Annotated in this window: 12 protein-coding genes; 10 read left to right on the plus strand and 2 right to left on the minus strand. The window is 32.5% G+C overall.

Annotated elements, in window-relative coordinates:
• Positions 1-21: 21 nt before the first annotated feature.
• The 7 genes from AC2UOP_RS03490 to AC2UOP_RS03520 are packed head-to-tail and all read left to right on the plus strand — an operon-like array spanning position 22 to position 10,226.
• The gene (locus tag AC2UOP_RS03490; RefSeq protein WP_484832642.1) at positions 22-975 is read left to right on the plus strand and encodes a pseudouridine synthase; all 954 of its coding nucleotides are present in this window, start codon (positions 22-24) and stop codon (positions 973-975) included.
• The gene (locus AC2UOP_RS03495) at positions 972-3,398 is read left to right on the plus strand and encodes a PD-(D/E)XK nuclease family protein (RefSeq protein ID WP_484832643.1); all 2,427 of its coding nucleotides are present in this window, start codon (positions 972-974) and stop codon (positions 3,396-3,398) included. The genes AC2UOP_RS03490 and AC2UOP_RS03495 overlap by 4 nt, the downstream gene beginning before the upstream one ends.
• Complete coding sequence (locus AC2UOP_RS03500; protein ID WP_484832644.1) at positions 3,398-6,325, plus strand: UvrD-helicase domain-containing protein; 2,928 nt, start codon at positions 3,398-3,400, stop codon at positions 6,323-6,325. The genes AC2UOP_RS03495 and AC2UOP_RS03500 overlap by 1 nt, the downstream gene beginning before the upstream one ends.
• Positions 6,326-6,330: 5 nt before the next feature.
• Positions 6,331-7,020 carry a response regulator transcription factor gene (locus tag AC2UOP_RS03505; RefSeq protein WP_484832645.1) on the plus strand — a complete coding sequence of 230 codons (690 nt, stop codon included), beginning with the start codon at positions 6,331-6,333 and terminating at the stop codon, positions 7,018-7,020.
• The gene (locus AC2UOP_RS03510) at positions 7,004-8,416 is read left to right on the plus strand and encodes a sensor histidine kinase (RefSeq protein ID WP_484832646.1); all 1,413 of its coding nucleotides are present in this window, start codon (positions 7,004-7,006) and stop codon (positions 8,414-8,416) included. Before AC2UOP_RS03505 ends, AC2UOP_RS03510 begins: the two co-directional genes overlap by 17 nt.
• Positions 8,400-9,776, plus strand: a complete 1,377-nt coding sequence (locus AC2UOP_RS03515; protein ID WP_484832647.1) for a hypothetical protein — start codon at positions 8,400-8,402, stop codon at positions 9,774-9,776. The genes AC2UOP_RS03510 and AC2UOP_RS03515 overlap by 17 nt, the downstream gene beginning before the upstream one ends.
• A gap of 60 nt (positions 9,777-9,836) precedes the next feature.
• Entirely contained in the window at positions 9,837-10,226 is a 390-nt protein-coding gene (locus tag AC2UOP_RS03520; protein WP_484832648.1) for a hypothetical protein, read from the plus strand.
• A 29-nt stretch (positions 10,227-10,255) separates the two neighbouring features.
• On the opposite strand, the gene AC2UOP_RS03525 is transcribed toward AC2UOP_RS03520, so the two are convergent.
• Positions 10,256-10,519 carry a GIY-YIG nuclease family protein gene (locus AC2UOP_RS03525; protein WP_480021653.1) on the minus strand — a complete coding sequence of 88 codons (264 nt, stop codon included), beginning with the start codon at positions 10,517-10,519 and terminating at the stop codon, positions 10,256-10,258.
• A complete protein-coding gene (locus AC2UOP_RS03530; protein WP_484832649.1) occupies positions 10,519-10,959 on the minus strand; it encodes a regulatory protein RecX in 441 nt (146 codons plus the stop codon). Before AC2UOP_RS03530 ends, AC2UOP_RS03525 begins: the two co-directional genes overlap by 1 nt.
• A gap of 123 nt (positions 10,960-11,082) precedes the next feature.
• Between AC2UOP_RS03530 and AC2UOP_RS03535 the strand changes: the two genes are divergently transcribed.
• From AC2UOP_RS03535 to AC2UOP_RS03545, 3 genes are read left to right on the plus strand one after another with little or no spacing between them, the layout of a single operon-like run.
• Complete coding sequence (locus tag AC2UOP_RS03535) at positions 11,083-11,478, plus strand: FHA domain-containing protein (protein ID WP_034450796.1); 396 nt, start codon at positions 11,083-11,085, stop codon at positions 11,476-11,478.
• Positions 11,479-12,708, plus strand: coding sequence for an FtsW/RodA/SpoVE family cell cycle protein (locus AC2UOP_RS03540; RefSeq protein ID WP_019214961.1), 1,230 nt, complete (start codon positions 11,479-11,481; stop codon positions 12,706-12,708).
• Positions 12,701-14,092 (plus strand): peptidoglycan D,D-transpeptidase FtsI family protein, encoded by a 1,392-nt coding sequence (locus tag AC2UOP_RS03545; RefSeq protein WP_484832650.1) that lies wholly within the window; start codon positions 12,701-12,703, stop codon positions 14,090-14,092. Before AC2UOP_RS03540 ends, AC2UOP_RS03545 begins: the two co-directional genes overlap by 8 nt.
• Positions 14,093-14,101: the final 9 nt, after the last annotated feature.

The following is a 14,101-nucleotide window of genomic DNA, read 5'->3' on the forward strand; positions in this document are numbered from 1 at the left end:
GAAAAATAAAAGGTGAAAATGATGAAAGAGATAAAAATTAATGAAAATGATAATGATCAAAGACTTGATCGCTTCTTAGTGAAATTTTTTCCAAATGCGACAAAGTCCTTTCTCATGAAAATGCTTAGAAAGAAAAATATAGTTTTAAACGGCAAAAAAGCGAGCGGTGACGAGAGGATTTTAACTGGCGACGTGATAAAAGTATTTTTCTCAGACGAAACTTTTGAAAAATTTAGCGAAGCGCCAAAAAAGTTTAACCCAAATATCATTGATTTGAATATAGTTTATGAGGACGAAAACATTGCCATCATTGATAAGGATGAAGGCGTCTTAAGTCACGCTACTAAGGAAGGCTTTGAGAAAAATGTTGTCGATAGCTTTATAAAGTATCTTATAGACAAGAAAGAATTCTCTCCACGTAATGAAAATACTTTTAGGCCAGCCCTTGCCAATAGGCTTGATAGGAACACTAAGGGTCTTTTGATTGGCTGCAAAAATTATGAAGCTCTTAAAGAGATGACTAGACTTATTAAAGATAGAAAGATAAATAAATATTACAAAACTATTGTCAAAGGGAATTTTGATGTTGATGAAACTTTTGAAGTGAATTACGAAAAGAACGAAAAGAAAAATATGATGAAGCTATCTGATGACGGTTCTGAGATGATAACTCATTTTAAGTCCATTTACATGAAAAATAATTTTACTGAGCTCGAGGTGCTTTTATTAACTGGAAAGACTCATCAAATACGTTTTCACCTAAAAACTTTAAAGCATCCAATCGTTGGCGATAGAAAGTACGGAGATGTCGCTATTAACGCAAGACTTGCAAATATAATAAATAATCAGCTTTTATACTCATATAAAATTTCTTTTCCAGAGCTAGATGGATTTTTTAATTATTTATCCAATAAAGAATTTTATGCACATAATTGGGCTACTTACGATAAAGTCAAGGAGGTTTTGCTCAAGTGATATCCGTATATAAAATAAAGAAAGACGCTGCGAACCTCTTTAGCGCCATGCAAATGGATGAGGGTGGCAAAATATTAATTATAACAAAAAACACTGAGTACAAAGACTTTATCGTTCAAGAGGGTTTGAAAAAACTTGGAATGCTTTTAAACACAAGCGTTTTAAGCATGGATGAATTTTATTTAAGATATGCAAAGGGAAGCTACAAATTTTTATCTGATTTAAGCATGCGCCTTATAATTAAAAAAATTATTGAGATGAATAAAGATGAGATGGAATTTTTATCTTATCCGTCGTATATGGATTTAATTTTCGAAGCGATTAAGGACGCGAGCAAAAAAGATATTGATTTACTCGTGCATGGCGGCGAATACAAGAAAATTTACGAAGACTACGAGTCTTTAATCAAGGAGGGTGGTTATCTTGGCATGAACGATACTGCTGAGCTTGACCCTTTAAAGATAAAAAATGCAGACGCTATATACTTTATTGGCTTTAATGAAATAAATAAAAAGCTAAGTTATTTGATTGATATGGCGAAGAGTCTTGATAAAAAAACTAAAATTTTCATTGAAGAAGACTTTGCTTCAGATGATCTAATGGCTTATTTAAAAGAAAATGCTGATGAAGTTCATCTTGATGAGGACAATAGTGGCCATTTTGAAAAATTAGCAAAAAAATTATTTAATGAAGAAATTATTTATACAGATGGAATAAATTTTGTGCGTGCAGATTCAGTTGAGGCTGAGCTTGACTACGCTTTGACCGATATAAAAGAAAAAGTTTTAAAAGAAGGCTACGCTTATGGCGACGCACTCATCTATCTTATGGATAAATCAGAAGAAATATCTCTTACTGAAATGCTTAATTCTTATGATATACCCATAAATAAAAACAGCGTTTTTAATCTTAAAGATATAGTTTGGCAAGAAAAACTTTATGCTGATATATTGGCAAATGAGTTTGAGACAAACGGTGTAACTCTTTTAGAAATGATAAATAAATACACAGCTGATGAGATGCTTTTAGATAAATTTGAAAAAATAATTGCTGCAATCGAAGAGATTTATGGCAAGGCCATTAGCAAAGAAACTTGGATAGATTTATTAAAAATAGCTTTTAAATATGAAGTCTATAGAGAAAAAGACAGAGTGCCTTTTGGCGTATCCATATACACAGCGGATTTTGACACGCTTAGGCATTATAAACTAATCTACATAGTCGGAGCAAATATGGACAATTTTCCAAAGAGCATGAGCGAAAACTTTTTGCTTGACAATATTTATAATGAGATTGGTTACGATAAAAGCGAGTACATGTCAAGGCTGTCGAAGAATTTGATGAAAAAACTGATTAAGGCGACTGATGAAAAGCTCACTATATCGTATTCAGCGAAGACTTTATCTGATTCAGATCAAGGCGCTTCGTCTTTATTTAATGAGTTTTATATATTTGATGAAGAGAATAAAATTAATAAATGGATTGCACTTGATAGTCTTAATGCGATTGAAAAAAGCACTTCGCTTGCTACAAATCCTGAGCAAAAGAAATATATAGAAGCTTATAAAGGATTAAGCAAAACTAAATATCCTGATTACGACGAGATAAATAAGCTTAGAAATGAGGGCGAAGCATCAAAATACAACGGAAAGTTTGAAAATTATTCTACCATGGCAAAGGTTGATGAATTTTTGAATAATGGTTTTAGCGTTTCTTTCTTAGGTGCTTATGACACTTGTCCGTACTCTGCTCTTTTAGGCTACATCTACGGTATAGAGCCAGCTGAGGCCGACATGAAGGCAAGAAACATAGGTACTTACATGCATAAAGTTTTAGAAATTTATTATAGTAATTTTATTGGTAAAAAAGTTATATACGATGAGGCTCTGCTTGAAAAAACTATGGAATTAATCAAAAAGACTAACGAATATGCTGATGTTTATGGTTTTGAGCTTGAAAATATTGAAATTTATATAAAAGATTTTATTATTTATGATGAAGAAAGAATGAAGAAATCAAACTATGTCGTTAAAGAGCTTGAGAAAAAAATAAAAATTTATGTCGATGGATATGAAATTAGAGGAAAGATAGATAGGGTCGACGAGGATACTTTATCTGGAAAACTTTTATTAATCGATTATAAAAAAAGCTCTAGCACAAAGACACATGATTCGCAACTTATCTCTTATTCCTTATATTACAAGCCAAGTGGCGTAGATATAGATGCAGCCTTTATAGGCATATCCAAATTTGATGATCAAATAGAAACTATGGCGCCAATACAAGATGACGCTGAAGAAATTATTAGTGAGATAATATCAGGCGTGAAGAGCTATAATTTCCCTATAATCAAGAGCGGAAAGAAAAGTGATTGTCCTGCGTTTTGTGAGTTTAAAAATATTTGTAAGAGGGGGAGAGAGTGATGAAATTAAATGAAAAGCAAGCTTTGGCTGCTAATACCATAGATAAAAACGTTTTACTCGATGCCTCTGCAGGTACTGGAAAAACTACTGTACTTGTCAATAGATATGTAAACATCTTAGACAAGGGGAATTTTGACGGAATAAAAAATGAGGATGTACTTTCTTCGGTAGTGGCTATAACATTTACAAAGAAGGCAAGTAACGAGCTTAAAGAAAGAATCTCAAAACTTATTTATGAAAAAGCAAAAACAGATGAAAGATTTAAAGCTTATTATAATAATATGCCTTTCGCAAGCATTTCGACCGTGCATCAATTTGCACTAAAGATGCTTAAATCACTGCCTTTGCTTGCAAAGATCGATCCGCGCGTCAAGGTAGCCGAAGAGGATGAGGCAAAATTATTACTTGATAGAGCGATAAGAGAAGCACTTGAAGAAAAAAATTATGATGATTTTTTTAAGGCGCTTGGAAAAAATTATGACGATGATTTTGTCTCTAGTCTTAATGCAATTGCAAATAAAACTATGGGCATGGGTATAGCTAAATTATGCGATAACACTAAAACTTTTCTTAAAGAAATAAACAATGAAGAGAAGATAAATGAAGCCATTAATACCATGCTCAAGACTATCGATGAAGTGAAGAGTTCTTTAACACAGAGAGCTACTTTATTTAAAATGATTAATAAGCACGAAGACGCCTTAAATAATTTAAAAAATAATGGCGTAAGTGATAGCGATATTAATCTTATAAAGATTTTTGCTTATGAAATAGGACAAAATAAAAATAAGCAAGATGAATACGACAGTATCACAAATAGTGCAATTTATATACTCAGCGCACTTGAGATATCTAAGCTAGACTATTATGATGAATTTTTTAATTTGCTTGAGTCTATTCACGAAAAATATAAAAGCATTAAAAAAGAAGAAGCGGTTCTTGATTTTAATGACCTAGAGATATTATTTAGAGATTTATTAAAGCAAAAAGAGCTACGCGAATTTATCAAATCAAAAATTAGCTACATCATGGTTGATGAATTTCAAGATACATCGCCTATACAAAAAGAAATTTATTATTTATTAAATGATATACTTGGCAAAAACAGGCTTTTCGTCGTTGGTGATTTTAAGCAGTCTATATATGCATTTAGAGGTGCCGACGTGAGTCTATATAACTCAGTTAGAGAAGATTTTGAGAAAGATGATGAAAACTCCACTTGTATATTGATGAACGATAATTATAGGACTGGTAAAGAAATTATTTCAAGTGTAAATAAGCTATTTAATGCTAAAATGCCAGGCTATGTAGATCTTGAAGCAAAGGGAGATATTGTAAATAGTGAAGTTAAAATAATTAATTATATAAAGGACAGAGAAAGGGACGATGAGGCGCGAGCTATAGCAAATGAAATTATTGATTTGCACGAGAAGGGAGAGGCTTTTAAGGATATAGTTATACTAGTTCGTAACAATAACAGCTCAGAAGCCATAGAAAAGATGCTAAAGTCTGTGAATATCCCTGTTTATAACAATGCGAGCATATCGTTTAACTCAAGAGATGAGATTGAAGATATATATAATTTTATTCATTATTTAAGATATGAAGATGAACTTTCATTGATTGCGCTTTTAAGAAGCAGCGTCTACGCACTTGATGATGACGAGATTTTCACGATTAAAGATAGAGATGAGTTTAAAAATTATAAAGAAGAACTAAATTTATATATATCGATGAAAGATGATGAAAGACTTGATGAAGTCATTAAGACTTTTATCAAAAATACTAATTACACCGAAAAAATTTTGTATAGAAATAGAGCTCCACAAGCTTATGCCAATATCCGCAGTTTTATAAATAAAATTTCTACTTATTATGACAGCGGTATTACAAATTTTGAAAATATTGCCGATGCTCTGCTTGCATCAAGAAATAGAAGTGCATCAGAGGCATCATATATCAGTGAAAATGATGATTTAGTAAGAATAATGACCATTCACAAGGCAAAGGGTCTTGAAGCAAAAGTAGTTATATGCGCAAAAACAAATTTTAGAAAGAATTTTGACAACGGTTTTGTAAAACTATCTGGAGACAAAATATTTTTAAGATTCAAAGACCTTTATCCAAATTTTAAATCTTCTCAAGAAGAAGATAATCTTCTTGATGAAGAAGAAAAGAAAAGAAATCTTTATGTTATGTTAACAAGAGCTAAAGAAAAGCTAATTATATTCAAATCTAAGGGCAGTGCTGGATTTACGCTGCTTCTTGAGGGCATGGATGGCAAATATGAAAACGCAAATCTTGAAGAGAGGACTCTTGAAGCAAAAAAATTAGATATAGAAGAGTCAATGGATGATCTCATTACTAAAGAAAAGCTTCAGTGGCAAAGCTTATATGCGCCTCTACCATCGAGGGCTGCCTACGCTTATGATTTTAATGCCAACAGCTTTAAGGTGTATGATGACGAGAGAGATATTTTAGAAGAGGGTAGCGATAAAAAATCTCTTGGATCTGCCGCTCACAGATTTTGTGAGGCTTATGAGGGAGAAAACTTTGATGAGATTTTAAATGAATCAGCCGAAAGCTATAAACTTAGTGAAAAAGAAAAAGAACTACTAAATATATGCGCAAAAAATTATGAAAAGTTTTACAAAACAGTTACAAATGCAAAAACATATAAGGAATTCGAGTATTATTACATTAAAGATGATATAATATACACAGGAGTTATTGATAGATTAGATGAATACGAAGATCATGTAGAAATAATTGACTACAAGGTCACTAGCCTTGATGAAGATACTGTGAAAAATATTTACAAAACGCAGATGAAAATGTATGTGGATGCTGTAAAAAATATTTTCAAAAAAGAGGCGAAAGCAAAAATATTTATTCTATCAAGAGATAAATTAATCGATATGGAGTAGATTATATGAGTTACAGAGTACTTTTAGTCGAAGATGAAGCGGCTATACGCAAATTTGTTAAGATAAACTTAGTTAAGGAGGGCTACATCGTTAGCGATTTTCCAAGTGCAGAAGAGGCTCTCGAAGCGTGCAAAGAGGAAAGTTTCGATATAGCGGTTCTTGATATAATGCTTGAAAAGATGGATGGAGTCACACTTCTTAGGATACTTAGAGAAGTTTATCCAAACATGGCAATAATTATGCTAACTGCAAAGAGCGAAGACATTGACAAGATAAATGCTTTTGAATCAGGCGCTGATGATTATTTATCAAAGCCATTCAATCCAAAAGAGCTTATATTAAGAATTAAATCCATCAGCAGAAGATTAATTGCTGATAAAAAAGAAGAAAAAGAAATTGTTCTAGGCAAGTTTAGGATAGATTTGAACTTAAAAGATTTTTATCTTGATGATGAGCTTATCGAGCTAACACCAACTGAGTTTGGCATAATCAAATATTTAATCGAAAATGCTAATAAGCTTGTAAAGAGAAAAGAAATTGTCAAAACAGTTTGGGGCTATGATTATCTAATGGATACAAAACTAGTTGATGTCAATATATCAAGGCTTAGAAAGAAGATAGAGAAGGATCCATCAAATCCTGAGCATCTAAAAACTATTTGGGGAGAGGGATTTACTTTTGAATACAAAGAATAGCTTAAAGAAGAGCTTGATGCAAAATTTCATCTTGCTTGTATTTATCTCGCTTGTGCTTATAAATATTTTCTCGTCTTACATGTTCAAGAGATTTTATTATAATCAAACTATTAAAAATGCTAAGGATACCTTGAATATGTATGTTGATTACGATAGAAAATTTTATGGTTTTACAAGCAATGATAAAATAAAGGAAGCAATTAATCAGCATCCAAACCTCTTCTACAACAATATTGATCAAAGGCTCGAAATTTTGGACACGGATGGCACAGTGTTATTTGATTCGGAAGGATATAAATACACTACGGTTCCTGAGATTGAAACGCTTATTAAGAATGGCAGCGCGACTTGGATAGGACGTGACCAGGCATCTGGAGATAGAGTTTTAACAGTTAGTACAGCGGTTAAACATAAGGATGAGCCTATATATTATTTAAGATTATTTTTTGGCTTAGGGCAAGTTGATGAGTTTACTAGTAAACTATCTATCATCATAGCGGCAATAAGCCTTTTAGTTTTGCTCGTTTGTATTTTTATTTCAAATTTTATAAGTGATTCAATTGTAAATCCAATAAAATATTTAACAAGGATAGCCATGCGCATGTCGAAGGGCAATTATAAAGAAAAATCAAAGCTTGAGTTAAAAAATGAGATAGGCGCCTTATCGAACGCGATGAATACGCTATCTGACGAGATAATCAAGCATGATGAGTTAAAGAATGAATTCATCGCCAATATTTCGCATGAGTTAAGAACGCCTCTTACCTCGTTAACTGGCTGGGCATATACACTTAAAGATGGCGGCCTTGATCAAGAGACGACAGAGCTTGCTCATGATATATTAATTAGCGAGAGCGAAAGACTTAGCTCACTTTTAGAGGAACTTCTTGATTTTTCAAGACTTATCTCAGGAAAAATTTCTCTTAACAAAGATTATTTCGATTTAAAAATATGTGTTGAAAATATCACTAAGCAAGTATTTCCAAAGCTTGAGAAGAATAAAGAGACAATCGAGCTTAATGTTTCACCAGCTTCATATATTTATTATGGCGATGAGAACAGAATTAAGCAGGTCATGATAAATTTACTTGATAACGCTGTTAAATTTAATAAAGAGCGTGGTCTTATCACGGTTAATCTTTATCAAGATAAGGATAATTTTTTCATCGATGTTATTGACCAAGGCGTTGGTATTGATGATGATGAAATTAAATACATTTTCGAAAAATTTTATGCGGGCAAAAAATCTAAATCGCACACAGGTATTGGTCTTGCCATAGTTAAGGAGATAGTCACGCTTCACAAAGGAAGCGTTGAAATTGAGTCGAAGCCGGGCGAAGGTACTAAATTTACGGTAAGATTAGCTAAGGAGCTTAAAGATGAAAAAAATTCTTAGTTTTATCTCACTTATCATAATCATAATGACATTAGCTTCGTGCTCACCCAAAAAAAATATTTCAAATCCAGACCTATATGGCGTTTGGCAAGTAAAAGAGATAAAAGATGTTGAAGAAAAACAAAAAGAGGTCGATGCTGCACTTAGAGTTGATGACTACATCTACATAAGTGAAGATGACTACATCATAGGTAACGACGTAATTAAAGGGGCAGATGTAAAATATAGAAAAGTATCTTTAAAAGATTATCTTTTCTTTAATTATAAGATAGAGCTAAATAATATTGACGGCGCAGATGCTGATGTTTACTCGATTTATGAAAATGGCAATTTTAGATACGACCTCATCATTAACGATGGTAAAATGATGATTAAACTTGGCAAATATCTTTACACGCTAACAAAAACTGATAAAAAACTTGACGAGATGCATCTTAAGGAGCTAGTTACACTTGTTGAAAGCACTCAAGACCTTGAAGGAGAAGTCATAGATGAAAATATCGGATTTTTGATGGGCGTGAGAGAAGATAACGGAGGTACTTATAAGTACAAAACCATATACATGCAGCCATATAAGGGCGAGGCATACGAGCTTGATTATTTATTAGTGCCAAGGCGCGACGGTTTTGCAAGGATTGAAAATGTTAGCATTGACAAGGACGGCGTATATCAAGAGGACTTTTTAGTTATCAATGACCATGTTAATACATTTAAATCTATAATTTTATATGATGCTGAAAAAGAAAAGAAACTAGATAGACTAAGAAAAATTTTATTCGTTGGCAATGATTATTTTTCTTATGAAATAGAGTCAAAATTTAATGACAACGGAGATATAGGTGTATATTTTCTTGATAATTACAGTCAAAACAACAAAGCCTCTCTACGTGAATTAATTGAAGATGACGAAGCAGACAATACCAAGACCTATAGCATGGATGAGTTTAAAAATATTTTAAATGACGAAAGAAATTTAGCTGTTGAGAGAAACAATGGTTACTGGATACTTAAGAAGAGGGACTATGATATTAATCATCCTAGACTTTATGAGGATAGTTATGTTATGAAGAGACCAAATAAAAATCTAGTGCGCTTTGATGAGCTTTATTTTAATTACGAAAGTCTTAAAGAAAAATTCCCTAAGCTTAAGGATGCCTTCAGTGCGCCTAACAAATCCATGGTCATGATATATAAGGACAAAACTTTCTCTGCCTATGAAGTTTTTAAAGATCATATATATGATGAAATCTTCTCGATAGATTTAAATTCAAATATAATTATGAATGAGTGGGCACTTGGTCAATACGGTGCCATGTGGAAGGAAAAATTTATCTCGCTTGGCGCAAAAAAGATAAAATAATTAGGCTTGCAAATATAGTCTGTATGTAGTATAATTAGTAATCATGGCGAGGGTGAAGTAATGGGTACTATAAAATCGATTTTAGAAAAAATACTTACAGAAGTAAAACCATATATGACAGAAACGTCACTTATATTTATAGTGGCACTTGTTTTTGCGGTTTTAGTTTTATTTTTGCATATAGCTTTTATGAAGTATAAATTTGTTAAATATATACCGACTATAAGCTTAATAATATTTGCCGTTTTTGTTTTATTAAAGGGCAATAAGAGAAGTATACTTCAAGCATCAATCGTTGATATGAAGCTTGCAATCATCTCATTGACGGCTGCTTTTACCTCACTTTTTGTAGCTATAGCTATGGGTTCCATGGCAAAGAGAAGAAAGTCAAGAAAGACCAGAGTAAAAAGAAGCAAAAGTGAAGAAACAGATAAAGAAATAAGTAAATAAAATACAAAAGAGTAGATAAAATTAACTATCTACTCTTTTTTTGCGTCATCTTTTATTAATTTTAGTTTAGCTTCTTTATTAAGCTTTTTTATCGCTGCCTCTCTTTGCATTGCCTCTTCCTTGGTAAAAAAGCTCTCGTAGTGAACTAGTTCAAAGGGTCCGCGCCCTCTAGTGTATTTTGCACCTTTACCGCTTCTATGCTTTTCTATGCGCTTATAAATATTATCGGTGTAGCCAGTATAGATAGACCCGTCCTTGCACCTAAGCATGTATATATAATAAATCTTATTCATTATATATCGACTATGTCCTTTATGTCTGAGTAATCAAAGCCTCTGCTGATTAAAAAACGAATAATTTTATTTTTTCTCTTGTACTGATCGGTCTCGCTCTTAGTTGCTTCAAGTTTTCTCTCGTAAGCTTCTTTAAGCGCATCATACTGCATATCACTTGCTTCTTCTATCGCTTCATTTATTTTATCGTCATCTATACCTCTTTGTTTTAACTCGTAGACAATTTTTCTAGCGCCTTTATTTTTTATACGAAAACTATCTTCAACAAAAAATTTTACATATAAATAATCATCAACAAGGCCCACTTCTTCAATGTAGTCACAAACTTCACTCGTTTCTTCATCAGTAAAACCCTTTCTGATTAGATAATCATAGACATCTTTCTTCGTCTTTATGTTCTTTAAATATTTAATTGCATAATTATAAGCTTTTTCGTTCATAATACACCTCTAAATTAATTCTAACAGATTAGTAAATTTTTTTCAATATCCATGGCAAAAACTCTTCATTTGTGATAAAATAAAGATGAGGTGAAAGCTGTGGACTTTTTTTCAATATTGTCAATGATATTAAAATATATTTTTATAATAATTATATATCTTTTCGTTTTTCAAATAGCTAAGATGATTTTCCAAGATATAAAGTCTACTCAAGCTTCGAAGAAGGGCGCGTACTTAATGCTTTTAGGCGATGAAGAAAAAGATAAGATATATCCAATCAGAGAGAGCTTAAGCGTTGGCCGCGATAGATATTCAGATATAAGGCTTGATTATAATTTTGTGTCAAAAAATCATTTTATAATTGAAGAAGATGGCGGAGAATATTATTTAAGTGATCTTGGTAGTAAAAACGGCACTTATGTCAATGGAACTAAGATTGATGATGAGGTCATCTTAGAGGACGGAGACATAATTGAGCTTAATGACATAAAATTTGTTTTTGTAAATAGGGAGCAATAAATGAGAAAAAAAGTAAAGATATCAAGTTCCTTATTGTTGGTCTTTATGTTTGTAATACTTGAACTTAGTTTATTTTTCTTCTATAAGGACATGAAGCCAACACAAAATTTTATATATTATACAGCTGGAGTACTTGTACTTATTTATCTATTAAATATTTTACTTATAAAGATATCACCAAAGGCGGATCGATATTTAAACCTTATCGTTTCAATGCTATTTTCAATAGGAACTTTTGAGATACTAAGGCTTGATGAGACGAGTGGCTTTAGACAAATTATTTGGATAAGTATAGGCATAATTGTATTTTATCTCGCCATATTTATATTAACGGCGATGAAAAATAAATTCAATAAGATGTTTTTTATAGTATTATCACTTATATACATACTATTTATAATCACACTTGTGCTAGGTAAGACAAAGTATGGAGCAAGAAACTGGATCAGGCTTGGACCAATTAGATTTCAGCCGGGAGAGTTCATCAAGATATTATATATATTCTTGCAGGCGATTTATTATAAAAATTATAAGAGATATGCGTCAATTAAGTTTGGACCAGAGATATTTACTCTTATCTCATATAGCTTCATAATGTTTTTCTTCTTGCAAAAAGATCTTGGCTCAGCAGTTATCATCTACGGTATGATGATGTTTAGCGAATTTGTATTTGAGAAGAAAAAATATTTAAAGTATGTGAATTTACTTTTAGCAGTCGTGATGAGCGTCGTGAGCTATTATTTATTTAGTCACGTAAGAGTTAGGGTTTTAAGCTTTATCAATCCATGGGACTACATGGACGGTATTGGACTACAAATAACACAGTCGCTCTTCGCCATCAGTTCAGGTGGTTTCGTCGGAACAGGAATTGGATTAGGACTTCCAAATACAATACCAGTAGCGACAAGCGATTTTATCTTCTCAGCTATATGTGAAGAGATGGGCACACTTGTAGGCATTGCAGTTATCATGCTATTTATAATGCTTATATCGAGAATGTTTAAAATATCACTCAAATCGAACGACACTTTTTATAAAGTTTTGAGCTTTAACTGTGCGGTATTATTTTCAATTCAATCGCTATTAATATTAGGCGGCGTTTTAAAATTGATACCACTAACAGGCGTTACGCTTCCTTTTGTAGCTTATGGAGGAACGTCAATTTTGGCGTCATTCATAGTACTAGCCATGGTGCAGCTTTCAAGCATAGAAGGTGAAGTCGATGGATAGAACGAATAAGAGAATTATAATTTCTTTAATAATATTTTTGGCGGCTTTTTTTGGAATAATATTTTATTTAACATATTTCCAACTATTCTTGGCTAAGGACATAAAAAATAATCCTTATAACAGAAGAAATAGGGTCGACGAAGAAAATGTAATTAGAGGAACAATTTATGATAGGAAGGGCACGGTCCTTGCTGAAACAAAAGTTAAAGGCGAAGAAAAGACTAGAATATATCCATTTAGACAAAGATACTCGCACGTAATTGGCTACACTAGCAAAAAATATGGCAAGCAGGGTCTTGAAAGTACTTTCAACGATGTTTTGACGGGTACCGACAAAGACGATTATTTCAAAGACATAAGAAAGATTTTTAATGATAGAGCAGGTAAATCATTAGTTTTATCTATAGACAATGATTTAGAAGGCCTAATCGAGAAAAATTTTGCTAAAGATAAAGGCGCTGTCATAGTTATGGACAACAGGACTGGAGAGATACTTGCTATGCACTCAAACCCTGGATTTAATCCATCTACTATTGATCAAAACTGGGACGACTTTGTAAATTCAAATAACGGCGAGCTTTTAAATAGAGCAGCCCAAGGACTATATCAACCGGGCTCAACTTTTAAACTCGTGAGCGCTATGGCAATTTTAAAGTCAAAACAAGATTTAAATTATACAGATACAGGTAAAGAGTCGGTCGACTCATATATATTTAAAAATTCTGGCGGTAAAAAATATGGCAACATTGATTTAAACACAGCCATGAGCAATTCCATAAACACTTATTTTATTAATAAGATTATGAATATGGATAAAGATAAATTTTTTGATACGATTGAAGAATTTTATATCGATAAAGATTTTGATTTTGATTTAGTTTTTGCCAAATCAAAATTCAATAGAGATGCCGGCAAAACCGAGATAGCCTCTGACGCCATAGGTCAAGGCTCAATACTACTTAGTCCACTCAATATGCTTATGATGACGAGTGCCATAGCTAAGGAAGGCGTCATGATCAAGCCATACATTGTTAAGATGGTCAAGGACAATAAAGGCACTTTACTTGAATCAACTAAGAGTGAAATTTATAAAACTATTAGCAATAAAGAGGATGCAGATAAAGTTAAAGAGGCGATGATAGAGACAGCAAAGAGAGGTACTGCAAGCTCTTTACAAAGAAAAGGTTTTACAATTGGTGCAAAAACTGGTACAGCTGAGCTTGGCAAGGGCAAGTACAATGCATGGCTTGTAAGTTTCATTCAGTCGGATAAGCTTGACTACAGCATCTGCGTTGTGAGTGAAGACCAAAGGAAGATGGGTTACCAAATGCAAGGCATTGTTAAACTGATAAATAATTATTTAATAAAAAACTATAATAAATAGAAAGGGATG

Source organism: Fenollaria sp. (genome assembly GCF_057222035.1).